The sequence below is a fragment of the Reichenbachiella sp. genome (assembly GCF_039944555.1).
Classification (GTDB): Bacteria; Bacteroidota; Bacteroidia; order Cytophagales; family Cyclobacteriaceae; genus Reichenbachiella.
On record NZ_JBDUYN010000006.1, the window covers coordinates 503064 to 526855 of the forward strand.

At 39.8% G+C, this 23792-nt stretch carries 15 protein-coding genes and 1 tRNA gene; all 16 read right to left on the minus strand.

Features of this window, described 5'->3' with window-relative positions; all coding sequences use genetic code 11:
* Positions 1–6: 6 nt before the first annotated feature.
* The gene (locus ABJD64_RS06910) at positions 7–1491 is read right to left on the minus strand and encodes an aminotransferase class V-fold PLP-dependent enzyme (protein ID WP_348179922.1); all 1485 of its coding nucleotides are present in this window, start codon (positions 1489–1491) and stop codon (positions 7–9) included.
* A 2-nt stretch (positions 1492–1493) separates the two neighbouring features.
* On the minus strand, positions 1494–3113 hold the full coding sequence (locus ABJD64_RS06915) for a cytochrome c biogenesis protein CcdA (protein ID WP_348179924.1): 1620 nt from the start codon (positions 3111–3113) through the stop codon (positions 1494–1496).
* A 53-nt stretch (positions 3114–3166) separates the two neighbouring features.
* Positions 3167–4345 (minus strand): thioredoxin family protein, encoded by a 1179-nt coding sequence (locus tag ABJD64_RS06920; protein ID WP_348179925.1) that lies wholly within the window; start codon positions 4343–4345, stop codon positions 3167–3169.
* A 34-nt stretch (positions 4346–4379) separates the two neighbouring features.
* Positions 4380–5567 (minus strand): thioredoxin fold domain-containing protein, encoded by a 1188-nt coding sequence (locus ABJD64_RS06925; RefSeq protein WP_348179927.1) that lies wholly within the window; start codon positions 5565–5567, stop codon positions 4380–4382.
* Positions 5568–5625: 58 nt separating this feature from the next.
* The gene (locus ABJD64_RS06930; RefSeq protein ID WP_348179928.1) at positions 5626–7515 is read right to left on the minus strand and encodes a thioredoxin family protein; all 1890 of its coding nucleotides are present in this window, start codon (positions 7513–7515) and stop codon (positions 5626–5628) included.
* A 79-nt stretch (positions 7516–7594) separates the two neighbouring features.
* On the minus strand, positions 7595–8227 hold the full coding sequence (locus ABJD64_RS06935) for an RNA polymerase sigma-70 factor (RefSeq protein WP_348179930.1): 633 nt from the start codon (positions 8225–8227) through the stop codon (positions 7595–7597).
* Positions 8228–8292: 65 nt separating this feature from the next.
* The gene (locus ABJD64_RS06940) at positions 8293–8781 is read right to left on the minus strand and encodes a protein-disulfide reductase DsbD domain-containing protein (RefSeq protein ID WP_348179931.1); all 489 of its coding nucleotides are present in this window, start codon (positions 8779–8781) and stop codon (positions 8293–8295) included.
* 122 nt (positions 8782–8903) lie between these two features.
* Positions 8904–10040, minus strand: a complete 1137-nt coding sequence (locus ABJD64_RS06945) for a TlpA disulfide reductase family protein (RefSeq protein ID WP_348179933.1) — start codon at positions 10038–10040, stop codon at positions 8904–8906.
* Between the two features lie 6 nt (positions 10041–10046).
* Positions 10047–11390 (minus strand): DUF255 domain-containing protein, encoded by a 1344-nt coding sequence (locus tag ABJD64_RS06950; RefSeq protein WP_348179934.1) that lies wholly within the window; start codon positions 11388–11390, stop codon positions 10047–10049.
* A 31-nt stretch (positions 11391–11421) separates the two neighbouring features.
* Positions 11422–12909, minus strand: coding sequence for a RagB/SusD family nutrient uptake outer membrane protein (locus tag ABJD64_RS06955; protein ID WP_348179936.1), 1488 nt, complete (start codon positions 12907–12909; stop codon positions 11422–11424).
* A 4-nt stretch (positions 12910–12913) separates the two neighbouring features.
* On the minus strand, positions 12914–16048 hold the full coding sequence (locus tag ABJD64_RS06960) for a TonB-dependent receptor (protein WP_348179937.1): 3135 nt from the start codon (positions 16046–16048) through the stop codon (positions 12914–12916).
* Between the two features lie 96 nt (positions 16049–16144).
* Positions 16145–17584 carry a DUF6242 domain-containing protein gene (locus ABJD64_RS06965; protein ID WP_348179938.1) on the minus strand — a complete coding sequence of 480 codons (1440 nt, stop codon included), beginning with the start codon at positions 17582–17584 and terminating at the stop codon, positions 16145–16147.
* Between the two features lie 39 nt (positions 17585–17623).
* Positions 17624–18673 (minus strand): FecR domain-containing protein, encoded by a 1050-nt coding sequence (locus ABJD64_RS06970; RefSeq protein WP_348179939.1) that lies wholly within the window; start codon positions 18671–18673, stop codon positions 17624–17626.
* Positions 18674–18808: 135 nt separating this feature from the next.
* Positions 18809–20818, minus strand: coding sequence for an FG-GAP-like repeat-containing protein (locus ABJD64_RS06975; protein WP_348179940.1), 2010 nt, complete (start codon positions 20816–20818; stop codon positions 18809–18811).
* A gap of 107 nt (positions 20819–20925) precedes the next feature.
* Positions 20926–23130, minus strand: coding sequence for a DUF6851 domain-containing protein (locus ABJD64_RS06980; protein ID WP_348179942.1), 2205 nt, complete (start codon positions 23128–23130; stop codon positions 20926–20928).
* A gap of 587 nt (positions 23131–23717) precedes the next feature.
* Positions 23718–23788: transfer RNA gene (locus tag ABJD64_RS06985), tRNA-Cys, on the minus strand.
* Between the last annotated feature and the right edge of the window lie 4 nt (positions 23789–23792).

Sequence of the window (23792 nt, forward strand, 5' to 3'; positions counted from 1 at the left end):
TTATTTTTAGTGTATATGATCAAAGACATAGAGCTTATTTGCTGAATTTTCTTTAACAAATCCAAATTCCTGAATTTTATCAAATTCATTGGTTTCTGGATTATATTCAAATTCTTTGGCCCACTGTTGCCCATAACTACTGATCTCATTAATCGCTTTCATACAAAAGTCTAATTCTTTGTTCGTCATGGTTGGATGTAGCGATAGTCTTACCCACCCCGGCTTTGTTGAAGCGTTATATTCATCTATTTCTGTCATTATTTGACGAGAACGGTCTTTATCGATATCAAACAAATAATGTGAATAGGTACTAGCGCATGACCATCCACCTCTGGCTTGAATGCCATACCGATCATTGAGCAGACGTACAACCAGATTATAGTGCAACCCTTTGATATTAAAGGCCAGACAGCCTATTCTATCTGCCTGATAATATTTTTCGAGTAACTCCACATTGTCCATTAGTTGCAACTCAAGGTGGGCCATGACTAGCAATTCGCTTTCCCGATGCCGAATTTGCTCGGTACCCATCTGTTCCTTGAGTTTAATAGCCATTGCTGCTTTTATGGTTTGTAAAAAAGCAGGTGTGCCTCCATCTTCCTGTGCTTCTATATCTTTAGTGTAGCCATAGCCTCCCCAAGGATTAGTCCATCTCACATTCCCGCCACCGGGAATATTTGGAATTCCGGTATGAAACATTTTGTTGAAAATCAAAACACCACAACTCCCTGGTCCTCCCAGAAACTTATGCGGTGAGAAAAAGATTGCATCTAAATCTTCACTAGGGTCTTCTGGGTGCATATTGATATCTACGTATGGAGCTGATGCGGCATAGTCTGCAAAGCAGTATCCTCCATACTCGTGCATAACTTTGGCTAATTGATGTATGGGATTGATGACCCCGGTTACATTGCTGCAGGCGCTAAAAGCGCCAATCTTTAGTTTTCTATCCTGGTATTTGCTGAGTTCTGCTCTCAGGTTAGATGGATCAACCAGGTTCTGCTTATTGGGTGGTACGACTACGACATCTACATCACATTCCATCCAACTCACTTGATTAGAATGATGCTCCATATGGGTAATAAATACAACCGGCTTTTTGCCTTGGCCATTGACCATCTGTTTTACTCGCAAAATCTCCTGAAGTCTTAGCAAGGCATCCGTCATTCCGGAGCCTACTGTGACAAGTATGTCATTTTTGTTGGCATTGACATGACGTTTGATGCATGTCCTTGCCTCCGTATATAGTTCAGTGATTTTCGCTCCCGTATAACAAGAATAGGAATGCGGGTTAGCCACTACATTTCCTACTTTTTCAGTCATTGCATGCTCTATGGGTCTATAGAGTCTGCCACTGGCTATCCAATCAGCATAGAGCACATTGTGCTGTCCATGCTCATTTTGAAAGGTAAGATCATGGCCAATGATATTCTTTCGAAACTGACTCCAATGGTCAGTATCTTTTAGGCAGCTTTTGATTTGTAGGTTCAATTTTATAAGTTTTTAAATGAATTGAGTCCACACTCTAAAAATTCAGCATACTCATCCACATTTGGTGTGTACCCTACAGCGGTATTGAGCATCTGCTTGCCATCAGGAGATAAAAGCACGTAGTATGGTTGTGAATTGGTATTGAAAAATTTGGTTTGAAAATGAGCCCACTTGTGGCCATACTTTCTTAGTTTTCTTTTACCTCCTTGCACTCGTTCTATTTGCACACGTTCCTCTTCAGGCAACTCTTTTTTATCATCTACATAAAGAGAAATCAAAACGAAGTCATCATTGATGTAGTCAAAGATCTTCTGGTTAGACCAAACATGCTCTTCCATCTTACGACAGTTCACACAGGCATAACCTGTAAAGTCAAGTAATACTGGTTTGTTCTGCTTTTTTGCATAGGCTAAACCCGTTTCCAAATCTTTGAAACAATTGATATCATTGGGGCAGTCATTTGGATAAATCCAGCTATACCCCACTGGTGGTGCCAGACCACTCAATAACTTTAATGAAGTGAAAGTGTTGGTCTCTTCATTTTTTAATAGGCCCATCGCTAAGTAGATCGTAAATACCGCAGAGATAACCCCCAATCCAATGCGTAACCCTGATAGATTGTTGGGTTTTGAATCATGCTTGAAATAAACAATTCCAAAAAAGTATAGACTCAACCCAACTCCAACAACGATCCATAAAACCATAAACAACTCGTACTTCAAAATACCCCAGTGCATGACTAGATCAGCGTTGGACAAAAACTTGAATGCAAGAGCCAGTTCGACAAAGCCAAGAACCACCTTGACGCTATTCAACCATCCGCCTGACTTTGGTATTTTGTTCATCCAGCTTGGAAACATGGCAAAAAGAGCAAAAGGCAAAGCCAATGCTAATCCAAACCCACTCATGCCTGCTGTCAGCTGCCAGGCTCCCCCGTCCGAGCTCAGCGCTCCGGCCAACAGTGATCCAAGGATGGGACCTGTGCACGAAAACGACACCAGTGACAAGGTGAGTGCCATAAAGAATATTCCTAATATTCCTCCGACTCCCTCCGCAGCACTGATCTTATTCGTCAATGAACTAGGCATTGTGATTTCGTAGTAACCGAAAAAGGAAAAAGCAAAAAATAAGAAGATTACAAAAAAGGACAGGTTCAACCATACATTCGTTGATATTTCATTTAAAATATCAGGATTGATGGAATCCAAAAGATGGAATGGGATACTTAACAACACGTACACACCAAATATGAAAAGTCCATACAGCATGGCGTCCCTGAATCCTTTTTTCTTGTTCTCAGAACCTTTAGTAAAAAAACTTACAGTTAACGGTATGAGTGGAAAAACGCAAGGAGTAAGCAATGCGAGCAAACCACCTATCATCCCTAATATGAAAATACCAACAAGGGTCTTGCTTTGCTTTTCTTCAGGTTCTGAGCCGTTACAATCATCTCCTATTACATCAGAAATAGAAGTCAAGCCATAAAGTTCCTGTTCGACCGTTCCTACCTGAGACTCCTTTACTATTCCGTCTTCAAGATTACTGCTCTGAGCCTGAACTGTTGCCAATCCACCTGATACAGTTAACAAAATGATTAGCAAAATCTTATTCAATTCTCTCATATCCTTGATGTTAAATCTAAATTTTCATGCTCGCAGACATCTGCGAATACATACTACTTTGACATTTGAGCAATTAATTCCTTCGTCCCAGATGTATCCTCATCAGCGGTGGCTGCCGCAATGGCTTGGTTGGCTGCTTTGATTGCTCTTTTCTTGTCCCCCATTTTATACAGCAAAGCTGCTCTTGTATCGTTGTTTGCATAACAATTTTTGAGTTGTATTGAGTGATCTACCCATGACAAGGCCAATTTAAGTGAGACTTGGTCTGTAATGTCTGTATTCTTATATATCTGCCATCCATATCTATTGAGTGACTCCCAGTTATCAAGCTCATAGTTCGTGATATAATGATTCACTGCATCCACATATGTTTTCCAGTCCTTCTTTCTTGAGAAATAATAAGTGTCCACATAGGCCAACAGCTTATCTGAATTTTCCATTGAAGAAGACTTAACTTCAGCTTTAGCTATCTCCCATTTCAAAGAATCATTTGAATACATAGCTCCGAAAAGGTGTGATTGATAGACATTATATATTTTGTCGTTCACTTCTTTCGCCGTTACAATCTGTCCATAAGCCTCCCCTTCTTTCATAAGAAACCTAAACTGAGGTGAATCCGGAGAGTTAACGTATTTGCTTATTACCTCAAAATTGTCTTTGGTTAGCAGATCGTCTTCAGATAATGGATAAAAGTACCAATCAAGAATCTCTTTTAACGGTTTTCCTGCTTCACTGAGTCTGGCCAAATATTTTCTAATAAATTCTTGTGACCTTTCACCATTTTTGTATCGCTGCTCCATCCCAGCCAGGTTTCGTTTCGGGTCTAAGGCAACCCTACCCAATTCAAGAAATTTTTCTGCGTCCATAGCACCTGCGGTTCGGTGCACGATGTTGCCACCACCATCCAGAAATAGTAATGTAGGATAGGCTTTGATTTTGAATTCATCGGCTAACGCGACTCCTTCTCCCTTTTCCATATCCAGTTCATAGGATATGAAATTTTGGTTGTAAAAATCACCTACTACTTTATCCGTAAATGTGTTCTTTGCTAACCATTTACAAGGGCCACACCAGCTGGTGTTTGCATCAAAAAAGATCAACTTGTTTTCTGTTTTGGCCATTGCCTTAACCTCGGCCCAGTTGCCTTCTCTAAACTCTATGCCTTGAGCTAATCCAACAAAGGATATTGACAAGTAGACTATTGAAGCTAGTATTTGTTTTGTGATCTTCATGGTTGTTGTTTTTAATTTGAGTATGTTATCTGTCTTAGGCTGATTCCTTTATCTTCTTAATAAGTGCCACGGTGGGGGCTGTCCATGACTTTTCTTTTTCCTCATCAGTAGCTAAAGACAGAGCCGTTTCCGCTGCTTTGAGTGCTTTTTTTGTATTTCCCATTTTCAGAAGCAAAGCGGCTTTTGCGTGATTGTTGCGGTATTTACTTTCCATTTTTATGGAGCGATTGATCCATCCAAGAGCCAAATTCAGTTGATCTTTACGCTGAATATTATCATTCCTGGCTATTTCATTGGCGTAGTATGCCATATCGCCTCCACTGATATTATAATCGTTGACATAGTCATCTATACTCAATATGTAATCATCCCACTGCTCATTTCGCTGATAGTAATAGATACTCACCATAGTGATCAGCTTCCCTGCATCTTCAAATCCGGATTCTCCTGTGCGTATTTTAGCATTCTCCCACCGATCTTTGTCTCCTGAGTACATAGCCATTACAAGGAAAGTATTGTATGCATTATAGAGCATTTCCTTTACCTCTTTGGCTCCGACCAGACGTTCATAAGTAGACCTGTTTTTCTCCAAGAACATGAACTTAGGATGGTACGGATCACCGATCATCTTTTTGATCAGTTCATAATTCTCAGCACTCAGCAATTGCTCATCCGTAGTATAACTTAGGTACCAGTCCAAAACTTCTTGCCTACCTTCTCCAGCATCGCGAAGGGCAAATAAATATCTTCTGATGAACGAAGGATTTCTATCGCCATCTTTATACTGAACCTTCAGGCCTTCAAGCCGCAAGGCAGGATCAATGGCTTGTTTGGCAAATTCGATAAAAACAGCTGGCTCTTTAGCTCCCATGCCCTTGTGCACTACCTCTTCGTTTTCGTCGATGAATAAGAAAGTTGGAAATTGAGAAATTCCAAATTTCTTTAGAAGCATAGGACCTTCGCCCTTCTCCATGTCTTGCTTGAATGCAATGACGTTTTCGTTATAAAAATCACCGGTCTCTTTATCTAGAAAAGTATTTTTATCCATCCACTTACATGGTCCACACCAGCTCGTATAAGCATCGAAGAAAATCAATTTATTCTCCTTCTTGGCCATGGCTTTAATTTCCTCCCACGTGCCAGTTCGGAATTCGATTCCCTGCGCCAACCCTAGCTGAGAAGTCAACAAAAGGACAAGGGAGATGAATTTAAAATTGTTCATGATTTTCAATGATTTAGATTTTAGTTCAGTCGAGACCTTTTACACTTAGAATGATCCTCTAATTTTCAGATAGAGGACCGCTCAGTTTTTCTTTTAGCTTGGAAAGTGGGTCTTTATAATACTCTGGAGCCGATCCTTCTGAAGCGATTATCCAATCAGATGCTATTTCTCTTAATGCGGCATCATCTGCATTACGTTCTACCACGAGCGCATAGTTGTAGACAGAAAATACGCCTCTGTCAATAGTCCCTTGATCCATGTATTTGTCTATGGCCGACACATAATTATCCCAATCACTCCTAGTTCTATAGGAGCCAATCCAAGCATAGGCTTCGAATTGGTCATACTTCGTTAAGCCCAATTTTTCAACCTCCTTCAGGTACTTCACAAAACCCTTTTTATCATAGTCAATCAATTCGTTCTTTTCATTCAATTGAGCAAACTGCCTTGCTCCGCCCAAGTACACATTGTATAGTTTGCTTTCTACTTCATCGCCGAAGTTGGTCGTGAAATTTGCTCTATTCGCAACAATGTATCTTATGGCCTCGGTATTTGGGCTTACAATGTAGTTGCCTATAAAATTCCATGTTGACCCTAACAGTTTATCAGATTCCGAAAGTCCCATAAAGTAGGTGTCAGCTACCTGACTGGCCTCCGTAGTCAGATAAGCATTTTTCAGCGATAGTATATATTCTAAAACAAACGCCTTATTACGCTCTCCTGCTTCATACCTTTCCTTCATTTTGGATAGACCAGACTCGCTTTTGCCTGTTTCTCCAAACTTTATGAACTCTTCCGGGGACATCGCACCGACATATCTATGCAGTACATTTCCCTCATCATCAAGTATCAAATAGGTTGGGTATGCACTTACTTCATATTTAGTCTTCAAAGAAATACCCTCGCCTTTTTCCATATCGTATTTGGCATTGATGAAATCTGCGTTAAAAAAATCTGCCACCTCAGGATTGGTAAACACCTGCTTATCCATCTGCTTACAAGGGCCACACCACGTAGTATAGGCATCAAAGAAGATTTGTTTCTTTTGATTCTTGGCCATTTTTCGTACCTCTATGAAGGGTGCTTGTTCGAGAAAGTTTATTTTCGGAGTTTTTTCATCAAACTTGTTTAAAGCCTGCTTACTAAGATTAAGGAAAGCATCCTTCTCTTTGAATCCAGAATCTGAATGAATAACCTTTCCTTTAGCGTCGACATATATGAATGAAGGGAAGCCTCTTATTCCAAATTTCTTTACTAGTTCTGGTCCATAGGTTTTTCCTCCGTCCAGTTTCAAGTTGATGAAATTTTTATTGTGAAAATCAGCCACTTCATTCAATGTGAATATGTCTCTATCCATTTGAATACAAGGGCGACACCATGTGGTATATGCATCAATAAATACTGGTTTCTTCTCCTTAACAGCCCTTTCGAGTACACTTTCCCATGAGCTATCTTTGTTACCTAAGAAGTCAATGACTCCGTTATTTTCTTTTTTCAGTTCACCCTTTTGGACAGCATGATATACTTTGTCTATGAACTCTCCAGGGTTCTTTACTAATTCATAGCTGTTGGAATTACCTATTTGATCTCCCTCTGCGTTATAAAAAACATAGACTGGATACATAAGCATTTGAAGTTTTGGCCCGAAAGTTTTGCCCTCTTCAGAACTCATATCCATTTTGATAGAAAGGAAATTGTCATTGATCAATCCTGCAAGGCTATCAACAGAAAAGGCCTTATCCACTTGTTTGTCAAAATCTGATTTTTGAGCAGCATCTTTTATCGAGCGAACAACATCCACAAAAAGAAACTTATTTTGTTTTTTTGCGGCTTCTAAGGCCTGCTCCCAACTCAGGTTTTGAAACTCGACTCCTTGACTTTGAGATAAAACCTGACAGGAATCAAACATGGTCAGCACTGTAAGAAACGATATTAGAAAAACTTTCATGATATAAATATTCAGACCTTAAGTTGTGTCTAATACTTATACACTTAACCCGTAGAGCACTCCTATACGAAAAATCAGATTAGCAATATTTAACAAGAATGGCTAAAAGAGATACTAGGTTGATATCTGCTCTTTTAACAAGTGTCTCTCTCAAGTACTTCAATGCAGTGTGCATTTGATTTTCTACTGTTTTTTTGGAAATATGAAGCTCTTCTGCGATTTCTGAATTAGTCATCCCATCCAATCGGTTCATTTTAAAAATGAGCTGAGCTCTAGGAGAGAGCTTTTTGATAATTTCAAACACGATGCCTTCGAGTTCTTTAAAAAAGACCTGATCTTCTGTCTCATGATGTGACTTTGATCGTTGGGAGTACACCAAATACTCTTCAAAAAGGCGTTGATTCAATTGCTTTCTGGACCTATTATAGATGAGGTTTTTTGCAATCGTGATGATATAAGAATTAATGGATAGGGTTTCATCCAGTCCTTCTTTGATTTCCCAAATTTTAGCAAATACATCCTGGACTACTCCCTCAGCATCTTCGTGAGACAAATTCTTCTTTCTAGAAAAGTAGTAGAGCTTTTTGCCATATTTGACAAAAAGCTCCTTGAAGGCAGATTCTTGTCCACCTTTAACACGCAAAACCAAATCTCTATCATTGGTCAAATCGTTTGCCCCATGGCCATCATATACATCCGCTTTTCTCTGCATAAAATTTGCACTGCAATAGCCTGCCAGTAACAGTCAACCTATTGCAAGTTCACAATACTATTGCTTCATTGAATTACTTTAATATTATCAAACTCGAATTCTTCATCACCTGGGATGCATTTACCATCAACCGTTGTACATACCTGGTATTCGCAAAGAACTAATATGTTAAGATCCTTTTTAAGGATTTTTACCTTCTGCCTGAATTCAGCCTTTTCTTTTAAAGTACGCACTGTACCATCCCATATTTCATCATATTTTTCTTTCACTCCTATTGGCTGTATCTCACCAACGAGCTTGTAACTAGGGTCCTTTTCGAATGTAAATACTGCTGGTAGGGGTCCTACATTTGGATCTTGATCACTTGAATAAATATACCAAGTGTCATCCAGGTCTGCAGTAAAAACCAACTCAACAATGTCTCCCACTTTGGCCTTATCCACTGATGTCTCACTACTCCATTTCGCAGGTGTTAAAATCTGGCCCATGGCCACGTTTTGGAGCAGCAAAAACACTAACCCTAAACACCATCTACTTACATTACTGACTTTCATATCTTCTTCTTTACTTGTTGATTGCTACTGATCATTTTGTTACCACTAGCTTATCCTCTTCTATTTAGTACACTTGACCGTGTAATTACTCCTATACCTACATTGTATTTGTTCCAATAAGCCTACTTGGCCGTCATCGCCTCATCAAGAAATTTATAAAAATGTTCGCCTTCGCCAATGAATGAACCCAACACTTTTCCTTCAGGACTGATAATAAATTTGGTAGGGTATCCGGTTACACCAAACATTTTGGAATAGTTATTCAAATCTTCTCCGTTCATCAAATGGATCCAGTTCATCTTACTTTTTTCCACTCGGTAGATCACTCCTTCTACGCCTTTTTTTTCATTGCAAGCCACCCCAACATACTCAATCCTTCCTTCATACTTTTTATAGTACTTCTTCATATCTGGAACTCCCTGCATACATGGACCGCACCAGGTCCCCCAAAAGTCCAAAACCACATGTTTTCCTCTCAATGAAGAAAGTTTGAACGACTTTTTATAAATATCTGTAGCAGCGATTTCTGGTACCTGAGCTCCTTTCTTGTTCAGATCGAAACTAGCCACTCTCATATCCACAAGCCTTCCAAAGTAGTGCTTCTTCTGATCATCAGATAGCGTGCTTCCATACTCCCTTAGTTTATCCTTATCTGCAGACAAGGCCATATGATACATGGTATAGTATGATTTCGGGTACTCCTTTATAAAGTCAGCTTTGAGCTTATCAATCTGCGCTTGCTGCTCCTTGGAGTTGGCTCCTGGGAAATTCATTCCACCAGAAGGAGAATAATATGCTTCTAACTCATCATTAAAATCAATCACAAGCTTTTCATCTAGATATGGAGCTATAGCATGACCCATCGATACAAAATCATTGTTGATCTCATTGCCGTCTACATCATAATCAATAATATAGCTTAATTTCTCTCCAGTCAATTTCAACACATCTCCCGGCTCTCCATAGAGAGAAAACTTGCCTTGGGTGATTTTTTTAAAGATATCAGGCCCTACATTGGCCATAAATCTAGGGTCAAACAACACTGCAGTGAATCCATTGGTTTTCACTGTGTAGCTGAATTTGCCTTTTTTTACTTCCACTGAATCTTCAACCACGACATCATCCGCACTAATGGTCAAGTATAATTTGTCCACATCAAGATCCTTGATGTTGCCCTTGATTTTAAGTTCTCCTTGCTGAGCCTGTATGCTATGAAGTGCAACGGCCCAAACAATCAGTAATGAGAATATTTTTTTCATATCAGCTTAATTAGTTTTCTTAGCTGGTTGAATTCCCATCATACCTGTTCCCTGTATAGTTTCCTTTTTAGGGGATACGCTCTGGATAATTTTATCCAGCATTTCAAGCATCTGCACTTTAGTCATCGTAGGATCCCCATAATAATTATTGAGTAGCTCTCCATTAGGTTTTGCAACCGAAAGAGATCCAGAGCCTCTGTATTGGTACTTTTTCGCTATTTCTGGTGCCTGATCTCTTTTCAATGCTAGCAGCACAAAGTTTTTTGACAATTTGCTTTTTACCTCCTCGTCACTATAATTTGGATGCAAATCATTTCCTTTTGTCCGGTACCACATGATCATCAGTGGTTTGTTCTCTTCAGTAGATTTTTTAAATGCTTCTTCCTTGGCTTTAGCATAATACACAGCTAGCCCAGCATTTTCAATGCTTTCAGGAAAACCAATCATAGGTTTGAAAATTCCTTTTTGCACTAACTGACCTATTTCAGTTGCTTGCGCTTGTCCTCCATCAACTAGTTTATCTCCATTTGAATTGATAAACACCACTCCTGGATAAGAGGAAGGACTATACTTCTGCAACCAGTCATTGACAAGTAAATTGTCGTTTTCATCCTTTACGATTTCACCGTCTTCATCTTTGACGTAAGAGTTCATGAGTGAAACCACCTTAAGTTCAAAATTTTCAGACAAATATTTGACATTCTTGTCTATAGTCATCTCCTCCTTCAATGGCCAGTACGTGTCACCATATATAGCCATGATATTTTTGTCTGTAGCTTTGGCATCAGCCATTGTGGTTTCCCATTCTTTAATTTCAACGTTATACCCAGCATTTTTCACCATGGTAAAGTATTTGTTCTTCTGAAGATCGTTTTCCTTCTTCTTCTCCGCCACTAAATTCACCTTTCCATATTTCTTTTTGATAGGAGCACTCAGTGCCTGTTGCCCAAGCTCAAGGAAATTATCAACTGGACGATATCCTGTTGCTTTCTCCAAAGTATTACCATCGGAATCCAGGTATAAAAAAGTAGGATAGACAGATACATAGAAGTACTGATTCAGTGCAAGACCCTCTGGGGTTTCCATATCCATTTTCACATTGATGAAATTTTCATTGTAAAAAGCGGCTACTTTAGGGTCAGTAAAAGTCTTTTTATCCATCAATTTACAGGGCCCGCACCAAGTCGTATAGCAATCCACGAAAATATTCTTCCCTTCTTTTTTCGCCTTTTTCAGAACTTTATCCCATGAAGATTTAGTGAATTTAATTCCGTCGCCTCCTGCCTCTGCATTGTTTATTCCTACAAGTGTAGCAATCACAAATACCATCGCCCATTTCAAATTTTTCATTGTTGTATTGTTTATTACTTTTCTGTTTTTGTTAATAACTATATCCTGAATTTTGTTGAATTATGCCTCTCGACAAATCGACCTCCAATTGAGGAATTGGCATGACAAGTTTGTTGTCCGGCAAATCAGGGTTTGCCAATTGATCTTTACGTCCAGTACGGATAAGATCATATCGCTCATGGTTCTCAAACATGAGTTCCATTCTTCGTTCCAGTAAAATTCTATTTATCAGAGCATCTGCATTCGAAAAATCTGCCAGCTCCATAGGAATCTCTAGCGGATTTGCTCTCTGATAGGTCTGGTTTAGAAGATCCACAGACTCTTGATTCAGTCCATTTACTCGTGCTAATGCTTCGGCTCTTGTTAAAATAACTTCAGCTAATCGAATATTAGGTACATTCTCCTCGCTTCTCGGTCCAAACTTGTAGGTCATCAGATTAGTCGTCAATTGATTCCCGAATTCATCAAAACCCTCGTCAAGCGTATTACCAGTCCAACCTTCAACGATTAATTGTTGCTTACGATTATCCAGAATGCCAAATGACCCAATCAAATCAGTACTAACCCAACGAGAGTTGGTGAAATCATAGAAAATATTGTTCTTGCCTTGATTTGTTGAGGTGGCAAAGGATAAACTGTTATTCGCTCCTATAGGTAAGTTGAATATATCTTCGGATGTAAAAGATCGATCGCCTCCATTGCCTGCAGATATCGGAGTGGTTGGAAACAAAGTCCTTAAATCAGCTTCCAGTTCATAATTCATTCCAATGATTACCTGATTCGCTGATTCAGCGGCTGATTCATACGCTCTCGCGTAAAGATAAGCTCGTGCCAAAAGCGCGTAGGCCGACCCTGAAGTAGCTCTTGATGCTGTAGATAGTAAATCTCCGTAGGAGGAGGGTAGATGGGGAATAGACTCTGTCAGATCAAGAATAATTTGATCATAAACCTCACCATTTGTGTTTCTTGGAATGAACTCACCAATGCCTGTCCCATCATATTCATCCAACTGAATAGGCACACCCATACCGTTCATTTCACCCGTAAGTGCGCCATCTCCATAGAATTTAAGCAAATTAAAATAGCAATTGGCTCTCAAAAATTTCGCTTCTGCTATATGCTGATTTTCTATCTCTTCCTCATAGGTTCCGATCTCTTGAACTTTATTTATCAAATTGTTAGCCAAATTGATGGTAGCGTATAGACCAGACCATACGCCTGAAACAAAGGCATCGTCTTCTGCAAATTCAGCATTGATAACAGTGAAATCCGTTAGTCCTGAGACTTCAACGTTGTGGGTGGTTACATCTCCGTACATATATGCACTTCCAACAGAGTTGGTCATATAAGAATAATATACAGCACCCAATGCCAATTCAGTAGTTCCGGCCGAGTTGAACACCTGATCTTCTGTCAAAATACCCTCAGGCTCTATTTCCAGTTGATCGCTACAAGCCATTACCATTAGCATTGATACCAAGGATAAGACTCTTCCAAATACTTTATTAATCTTTACCATCTTCTTATAAGGATATGTTTATTCCAATAGACCAAGATTTAACCAACGGCATCGTCAAATCATCTACACCGGCCACTAATGCCGAAGAGCCGCCAATCGTGATTTCTGGATCAATTCCCGAATACCTCGTCCAGGTCCAAATGTTGGTTCCTTCTACATAACACTCCACATTTCTAAGAGAAATTTTTGAAAGAAGGGAGCTTGGTAAAGTGTAGGCCAACTTTATGGTTTTAAGTCTGACGAAGCTATTATCTTCTAAAAATCTGGAACTGTTTGGTCGAGAGATGTAATCAGTACCACTGGTAACTCCCGAATTTCCCAAAGCAGGCACATCGGTAATATCTCCCTCTTGCTCCCATGCTTCCAATATTTCTCGTGAGAGATTGGTCGCATCTGGCAATGTGTAAGTCAATAACGACGCCCTGCTTCCATTTAACAGTTGACCTCCTATGGAATAATTAAAAGAGGCAGTCAGTGTAAAATTCTTGTATCCAAGGGTATTGTTTAAGCCACCAAACCATTTGGGTAACTGAGACCCATAAGCTTTTCTGTCATCCTGAGTTGGTATTTGAGTAATCTCGCCATTCTCATCCAGCCACTGCGGATCTCCTGTTTCCGGATTCACTCCTGCCCACTGATCCAGGTAATATTGACTAACCGGCTCACCTACCTTAAAATACTTATAGTTCAAAGCCGCGTCACCAGCGGCTTCCCCTTCAAAATTTAATTTGAGTAATTTGTTTACATTTTGAGCAATATTAAAAGAGCCGTTCCATCTAAAATTGCCTCTTGAATAATTGACAGCTAATAAAATCTCAATTCCTGAATTTTCGATCTCTCCAATATTTTGCTGAACCGAACTATACCCCTTATAGGAAGCTAACGCCGAAGAGAACAATACATCTGACGTCAACTTATAATAATAATCAACGGTCAGGTCTATGAGTCCCCCCAAACCGGAAACATCTACTCCAAAATCATAAGACCTGGTCTTCTCCCATTTCAAATTAGGGTTCACGGGTACGCTCACCTCCAAGGACCTTAGATTTCCATAAGTAAAACTTTGCGCATTTAAATTAAATACACCCTGCGATCCATAATAGGTCTCTCCCGAACCGTTGATACCCGAAAATCCAAGACTCCCTCTAAATTTCAACCGGTCCATCCAGCTAACACCTTTCAAGAAAGATTCCTCTGAGGCCACCCAGCCGACGGAAAAAGATGGAAATCCAACATATTGATGGTTTTTAGCAAATTTTGATGAGCCATCAATTCTATAGGTAAATCCGGCAATGTAGCGAGAGTCATAAATGTAATTAACCCTCCCAAAATAAGAATCCAAGGCCCATTCATTAAACTCAGAGGTCTCGACCCGAGGTGCCAAGCTCGCCCCAATGCTCAATAGATCATCATCAAAAAAATCGGCCCCGGTAATTCGATTTCGATTTTCTTTCGAAGTTTCAAAACTCTGACCAATCACTGCGTTGAAGTCATGACGACCAAATGTCTTGTTCATCGTAATGGTATTGTTCATTACGGTTTTAAAATTTGAGCTAGTAGATTGAACGGCAGAGCCTCCCTGTACTTGGGGTCTGTCTTTTTCTCGACTATAGGCATCAGAATTTAAAACATCTAACCCAATTTCTGATCGCAATGCCAGCCATTCAACCGGTCTGACCTCCAAATAAATGCTCCCAATCGTACGAAAGTCTTTTAAATAGTTGATGTTTTCATTGGCCTTTGCTACTGGATTATTGTCCAATTGACCTAACTGATTGTAATCAGTGAATTTTCCCGAGTCCCATTCATATACTCCATCAGCATTGTAAATGGGAACATTTGGCGCTTTGAGCAAAGCTTCTCCGTATATCGTTCCAGAATTCAGAGCGGAATTATTGGTGTAGCTCAACTGAAAATTAGTGCCCATTGTAACCTTATTATGCAATTCATATTCGTAGTTAACTCGTGCCGAATATCTTTCAAAATCATTGTTTTTGATATAACTCGGAGACTTCAGGATAGAGAGGCTCGTGTAGTACTTAGACTTTTTACTGCCTCCTGACATTGACAAATTCAGGTTCTGAAATACTGCCGGGCGGAGTACTTCTTCCTGCCAATTCACATGGGTAAGGGTATCAAACTCATACGGGGCCCCTGGGAGATTTCGATTGATATACCCATAGTAGTCTGTATACAGTCTCCCATATTCTGGACCACTTAGCATATCATACTTACCTAGTGGTTCGCTAACACCAATTCGATAACTAATATTGATTTCTGATTTTCCTCTTTGGCCACTTTTCGTTGTGACTAAAATAACGCCTGCAGCTCCTCTAGAACCATATATCGCGGTTGCATACGCATCTTTCAACACTTCAATTGAAGCAATATCGGCTGGGTTGATAGAAGATAACGGATTTCGTTCGAATTCAGTAGATCGATCAAAGCTATTACTCACTGATCTAGTTCCCAATGTTGCTCCCGGAACTGATCGCCTATCTTCATAATCATTGCGATTTAAAGATCCTCCGCTGCTGTATATAGGTACACCATCTACCACCACCAGCGGGTTATTTCCATCTTTTTGCAACGTACTTATTCCTCTAATAGTAATAGCAGTAGCGCTTCCAGGCTGGCCCGAAGAGGTGTTAACAAGTACTCCAGCCATCTTTCCGGTCAGTGCATTATCAAAACTGATGGTATTGGTACCTAAGTCCTTCCCACTAATAGAAGCTACAGATCCAGTCAATTTGGTCCGATCCATTTTACCATAACCTACTGAGATAATTTCAACTGCATCCAATTGTTTGGATGCCGGCACTAAATGAAACATCAATTGAGATTGATTTTTTATCGGAATAAGTTCTTTTTCATATCCAATAAATGAGCACTCCAGGGTATCTCCAGAAGAGACATCTATTGTGAAATTCCCATCAATATCTACAATAGTTCCTTTATTCTTTCCTTTAACAAGTATGGTCGCTCCAATAGCAGGGTTGTCAGAATCTGTTAGGCCTACCTTTCCCTGGATGGGTCTAATTTTAGCAGCGGAAATTGTCTGTGGACTCTGGGCCAAACTGCACCACCCGGTAGCTACCAACAATGATGTACATAGTATCTTTCTCAATGAAATGCTCATGTAGTGAATAATTATGTTTGTATAAAGTAAGCTTGGAATCTTTAAGAAACAGCTGTTTCCCAATTGTTAGAATCAGGAAACAACTGCCTTTTATTCTTAATTTACAAATTCACCAACCCAAACGTCGTTGATATCGCCTTGAGCATTTTCTCCAGCAATGATGTAAATCTTATCTCCCATTACCACGGCATTGTGGAAAGCTCTTCCTTCAAATTCTGCGGGTAATGCCAAACCACCTTCTATAAGTGTCCATGTAGAACCATCTTCAGAGACATAGATATCACTTTTGTAAGCCACTTCATCTTCGGTTCCACCATCTGCAAGGGCAGTTACACCGCCAATGGCATACATTTTACCTTTATATGTCACCAATTGAGTTCCGATAAGTTGAGGAAACCCTTCGGCTGTAGCCACAGTCCATGTAACACCTCCATCAGCAGATTTGTATGCCGATTTGGCATAACTCGCCAAATTACCAGAAACGAATGCAGCTCCTGCTATACCACCAGCAATGTACATATCACTGTTAAATAACGTTGTAGCGTAGTATGTTGGAGGTGGGGCATCTGCAACCGTAAGCCCTGCTAATACATCTGTACCGATAGCTTCCCAGGATGTACCATTAGTGGACTTATAGATATCCATGCTATTTATAGACTGAGCTTGCCCAAAACTAAGTGGCTGTGCTCCTACTATAAAAAGGTCTCCGTCATTTTCCAATAGTTTTGCATTCAATACAGAAGGAACTCCTTCTTCTGTAACATCTGTAGTCGTCCAGTTTGCACCGTCATCTGTAGATGTAGAAATCCCCAGCTGAGATCTATCTAGTCCAAACCCTCCAAAGAAAGCTCCTGATAAACCACCAACGTTGACCAAACTACCATTATATGCTATGGTTCCAGCTGACGTTCCCAAAGGAACTGAGTCGTTGGCTCCTGTGGTATTGACATGAGCGACATCCCAAGTCATCCCATCTGAGGAAGAATAGACATATTCGAAATATTGCCCTGGATCCTCCATACCAAAATCAGTAATAACATTGACTTCTACGGCCCCAACCATCCAAAGCTTATCATCATGTGTGAACGCACTTGGTCTTGTCAATGAAATAAATGCATCTTCGGTAACCATAGTCCACGCACTTGTTGACACATTTACTGTAACGACGTAGTTAGCAGTAGTTTCATCTTCAGCAGTTACCGTGTAGGTCACAGCGCTTGTAAAATCATTGGCGGTCTCTCCACTTACTTGAGCTACATCACCCACAGTGACCATTGCCTTTTCTGCAAATGAGAAAGTAGCGACCAAACTTGACACATCATAACCATATGGTAAGGCTACCTCGTTGGTAATTGCACCAGTTGTTTCATCAATAGTGAATTCTCGATCGACATCCAAAAGTGTGAATCCAGAGAGGTCATTTTCTCCTGACAGTACAGGATCGTCATCACTACATCCCGCGAGTCCAATCACTAAAAGCATCAAGTTTGCTGCTAGGAAGTTTTTCCATTTTAATTTTGTAAAATTAATTTTCATCTTGGCAAATTTTAGTTAAAAGTATAATTGCTTTTTTGGTTAGTTGCATTGGCCTGTCAAAATCACACGGTGCTTGTCTAGCATATACTGAGCATCCATACCGAGGTTCTCGTGGCTTAAAATTGCCTTTAACGAATGATTCTTATATTCGCCCGTAAAGGTTAGACTTTCATCTACGCACCCCTGGAGTTCAAAATCCACATCAAATCTTCGTGATAATTGCTTGAGCACTTGCTTCATTCCTGCATCATGAAAAAATACAGTTCCATCGACCCAAGCGAAGTACTCACGATGATCTTCGAATCTCTCTTGGATCATTTTTTTGACTGTTTTATTGTAGGAAAAATATTCTTCTTCGCTCACAATGAGTGTTTGCATAGAGCGACCATAGTTCGGATCTAATTCTTGATTACTATCCGTTGGCAGTGATGGAGTAAGCTTAAACATTGGAACTATTGTCTTGAGGGTACCACCATCTTCTACTGCAATAGTGATTTCATCATCATCTGAATAGGCCGAAAAATTAAACGACGCTCCACTTACTTCAGCAGATATTTCATCGGCATACACCAAGAGTTTGACTGATTGATCAGAAACTTTGAAATAAGCAGCTCCATCCAAATAAATGTTTCTATTCTCCTCTGTTATGTTTTTTGGATATCTTAAAGTTGTGGCTGCATTGAGTACAATCTCTGACCCATCACTGAGCTGAACGATTTTGGTCTCTCCTCTTTTTGTAGAGACTTCATTATAAACCATTGCCCCTCCTAAATAATCAGGACTCAACATCATCCAATAGGCTGCAAAAGAAAGTGTACAGATCAATGCTATCGAAGCAGCAATTTTCATTGTCCGGGAAATGGAAAACGTTCTAGTACTCGCCTTTTTCTTTGTCTTCAAATACAATTCATCGAAATCCCTGGGCAACAGGTATCTGTCCTCTACAAAATCATCCCATTCCTCTTCCAGATGATCAAGCACCCTCTTGTCAAATTTTTCTGTCTCAAACAGATGATAAACTTCTAGCAATTCTTCTTTGCTACATTCACCGTTAAAAAATTTCTGTATGAGTTTCTTGTCTCTTTTCATTGTTGTTTTATCACTCTAACTTAAATACACATAACCCTTCAATCACTCCTATACTTTTTTGGGTTATGCCCGTTCTTATTTTCAAATTTTGTTACTCTTCTCTATAAAATAGGTCGTCAGCAGGTTTTCAGTCAATCATTTTTTCATTACTTTTTCAGAGTACACTTTACCACTCTGAGTATTTATTATCTTAATTAGATATAGTCCACTCGGTAGATTTTGCATATTTAATACAGACAAATTCCCTGGCTTTAAATTGTCTTGTCTCAATAATTTACCTTGCAATTCTATTAGCTCTATCCTGTAATTGTTGGTTGCATCTGGCAAACGTATTTGAAGGTCAGATGAAAAAGGCATCGGATAAATAACCGGTTGAACAGGGCCAGATTCTAAAGCACTCGTTATAACAATACAGCTGCCATCATCAATTTCTGCCAGCGAATTATAATTTTCCGCATTTACATTCATGCATCCGACCACTTTTGTTGATGTAAAACACCCTGAACTAATAGTCGCATTTGGTTGATAGTTGTCATATCTTGAGTCCAAACAACCTATTATGTCATATTCAGATTTGCCTTCAACCACCAAAATCTGTTGATCTACACCAATATTTTTAATGATCTGCTGCTCACCAAGAGGCCATATAATTTCTAGAGAATCAATATGCTCGACAGAACCTAACCCAAAATGCAATAGGGAAGAATGCTGAGAAGCGTGCGAACCTCCACTGCTCAATTCTCTTATATAGGTCTTTTCTCCAAAAAAGAGATAAGCCCAAGCACCGTAAGCGTCTTTATTGGTTATCGTTCCTTCCAGTTTTATATCAATCCAATGGTTGCTGTTCAAGTTGTTTTCATACAAAGAAGAAGCACCTTTACCACCTTTAGAGGTGGCTATGACAAAGATTTCCTGGGTTCCATTGTTATCATAATCACCATATATCGCCCCTCTGTTTATTTCTTTATTGTCGAGACCATATTCCTCTGATACGTTCAAAAATGAATGCCCATTATTATGGAAAAGTACGCTGGCGTCAGTAGCTGAGGTATTTAAAAATGGCGAAGCTGGTATGTATCCATTGGAAACATAAAGGTCTAGATTTGTATCATTATCGTAATCGAAGAAGAAACATCCCCACCCTGTAGTGTTGGTACCGTCAAGGTTATTATTGTTATCCACATCGAAAGGCTTTGCTACATTTTTAAATGTAAGATCTCCATTATTTTGCATTAATATGTTGGCCCCCAGGTTGGTCATGTAGTAATCCAAATCGCCGTCATTATCAAAATCGCCAGAGGCCACACCCATACCATATATACCTTCATCCATACCCGATTCGGCTGACACATCGCTAAACAGCATATCAGGGTAATTATTTTTTAGAAGCGCATTCGGTTGAACCCACTGACCAAAATCATTAACTACAATTAAGTCTTGGTCACCATCCTGGTCATAATCTGTAGGTAATACTGCCAATCCACAACCTGCATCGGCTACACCATAACTTTCACCCATTTCAGTAAACGTCTGATCTCCGTTGTTCACAAAAAGGTGGTTAGGAAAGCCTGTATGATCAAATCCACTTATCTGACTAGATTCATCATAAACAAAATGTCTTTTGTCTATGTAGTTTACCACATATATATCCAAGTGACCATCTAGATTAACATCTAAAAAGGCAACTCCTGTACCAGAAGAAACCATGGAACCAATACCTGACTGCTTAGTAATATTTGTAAATCCACCTGCACAATCATTTAGTAAAAGTAGGCTACTCTTAGATCTGCTAAATGAGGTAATAAATAAATCCTTGCATCCGTCATTATTAATATCACCTACTGCAACGGCTGTGGTATTATAGCCATCTGTAAATTGGGTAATGTAGGCTTCCGAAGAGATGTCTTCGTAGGTTCCTTGCCCTGTATTTCGAAATAAATAATCAGGATCATCTCCTCCTACAAGGTAAATATCCAACAATCCATCGTTGTCGTAATCGACAAATGCCGCCCCTCCTCCCATTAGGGAAAGAGAAACTGTTGATTTATCTAATCCGGTATGCTCCGCAATGTCGCTAAATTGGGCACGCCCGCTATGAAACAGCAAAAGTATCCCGACACAAGTAATTACTCCGATTCTTATCATGGTATTTCGTCTTGTATATTGTATACACATGACTATCAAAATACACCCATACCTAGGGACATTGACCACCCGATCAGATTCATCAGCTTGAACTTCTGAATTATGAATCAATCTAAAATATTAAGCCTTTTGGAAACCGTATGTCGATCAAATTGTATTTTTAGAACATATATACCCCTGCTCAACGAGGGCAATTTTATTTCAAGAACATCCGTTGATTTACCTGTCGGGTTTGGTATGATCGTTACCCGTCCATTCATTTCGACCAGCTGGATTTCCTTCAATTTTGACTTTTTTAAGTTTCTAATGGATATGATTGACCCATTGGACACAGGATTGGGGTACACTTCAGTATTAGAATATAAACTCTCTTGTGTTCCTAATAGGATACTTCCGTTAAAGAATTTCTCAGCATACTCGAAAGCACCATTACCGACTTTCTCACCGATCAGTCTACCCGGCAGGTCATCGACTGGAGGGTGAATACCACCCCATATTCGAGACAGGCTGCATTGATCCGAAGCATCATTATATTTGGCCCATTGAAGTATTACATCCTGACTAGGCCCTTCTTCAAAAACAAGAAATTCATTTTTTCTAGCAACAAATTCCCCTACTCCCCCAGGGAAATATTCGTCTCCTGTGAATAAAGATAATACTCTAGCAGCTGCCCTAGAGTATGTTGAATGCCCTGACACGTACCCTGCGAAAGGAGGAGTGACAAAAGTGGGTCGCTGATACGGCCACCAGTTTTCGGCAAGTATCCAGCCAACACCCGACATATCAGTCTCTGGATCATCAATAAAATCTGGACCGCGCCAGGCAAAAAGTTTAATCTTTCCTACATGTTCATCCATTTCTCCTGCCAACGGGTCTTCTGATTTGACCAACTCTACAAAACCGTCTTCTAATAGAATCCCAGCTTCGTCATAACTCGGCAAATTCGAGTCCGAGGCCTGCCCTTTGCCGGCCAGATATCGAATTGCAGAAATAGGTCTAACATAGTCATAATATCCTTTTATGCTCCATGCGCTAATCGCTGCGTCATGCATCGCTCCTCCTAGCATGAAGTAACTTTTAACATCCCATTCAAAGTCATCAATAAGATCACCTTCTCCTTTGAATTTCTTAACTAATTCAGGATGGTCGTTTACATAGTTTAGAATTGTAAACCAATGTCCTGGAGGTGTTTCCGAATCAGGACCATCTGCCCAAAACTCTGCCAAGACACGACCATAGTCGCCCCTGGGAACCAGTTGCTCAGTATATCTTTTGCCAGTATTTGGATTGATGTCATAGCCTGTGCTCGGATCACCGCCTTCTATTCGGTCGTAAAATTCTTTTAGTCCCGAAAGGGTAGTAGGAAATTCGTCAAGCTTTAGGTTTCCTATGCTGTTTGGCGAAATATCCCACATAACGCCATCATTTGGGTCCAGGTGAGAAGACCAAACAGAAACCAAAGAAAACCCCCACTTATAATCTTGCGATTCGGAATGATTTTCTGCGTCTATATATGCTGGTGTGCCAGGGTCATGGTAGACTTTGTAATCTACACCATCACGTGTATGAACCATTGCATCCTCTTCTGCCAATGAAAAGGGTAGCGTATTTCCCCACTCAGGTCCTAAAAAGCTTGGGATTTCACCTGGAATCTCATTTCCGGCTTGATCGACAAATACTTCAAAACCCAAAGGTTGCCAACGGTTTGGATCTAAAATATCTTGACTCCCTGGAGCTGAAACAATCATATGAGAGTTGACCGGCTCATAGAAGAGGTTTTCATATGCTCCGGCCTCGTTGGAACCATCTTGCATACCAAAGTCAATAATCTTTGCACCCAAATAATTACCTAAAGCGGCCGGTGAACCTGAGCCATAATCCAGTGATTCATTACTTATATCATACCCAAGAGAAGTCATTAATTCATCTGCAAGATTTTTAGTTTCTACTACACCTGGAGAATTTTTGAATCTATGAGTGATAAGCCTGTAGCACGCATAACTCAAGGCCTCCTTTCTGGCTTCGGCAACATCGACAGGTTCCGGAACACCATCAAAGTCAATTTTAAAACCTCCTACTTCCCTGCCCAAAAAAAATTCATCAGAATGAGTACCATATATGGACCAGCAGTCGTACATAGCTGCAGAAATGTGAAAAAGATTGCGAGCATGAACTGTTGGCCTGGCATAGTCATTTCTAATGCCTTCTAAAAGAACTTCATTCCATTGCCTAGCTACAGAGTGCTGGGCATATGAACAATAACCAATCGTAATGAATAGTAATGCAAGACAACTAAATAAAACCTTTTTCATATGAGATAGCTAGAATTTATAAAACGCTCTAGTCCACTAATTGATAAACAGATAGAGCATAACATAATGTATACACACTACTGGCGAAATACACTCATACCAAAAAGGAAATATAATTTGTAAGCCTAAAGCTGTTTTGATTCTAACTGGATCACAAAATACATGTGACAGTATTCTTGATCAGAGCATGTCATTCCTGAACAATTATTACCCAGTAGCACAAATAGTAACCCATAAGAGGTACCCTAAAGTTGTAATAACTTATAATTAGATAATAACCGCAAGATTAAACCCAACAAGACTAAGTATCTACTGGCTATAGTACAACTTAAATTTGTTGTGCCTAATTTATATCTAAAACTATTTATGCACATTAAATAATTGACTGTCAATCCACTATAATCGTTGTTTCTGATCCCGAGCGGGTCATTTATCAAATTAGACGCCTAATGCAAGTTCCTGTCCAATTCCATAAGATTCATTATTCAAAACAAAAGCTCCCAATTGTGGGTTAAAATGTGGTATGACATTGGACATGAAAAAACCCTAATCAATTGATCAACAATTAATTAGGGTTTAAAAACTTGAGGTCCCGAGCGGATTCGAACCGCTGTACGAGCTTTTGCAGAGCTCTGCCTAGCCACTCGGCCACAGGACCATGT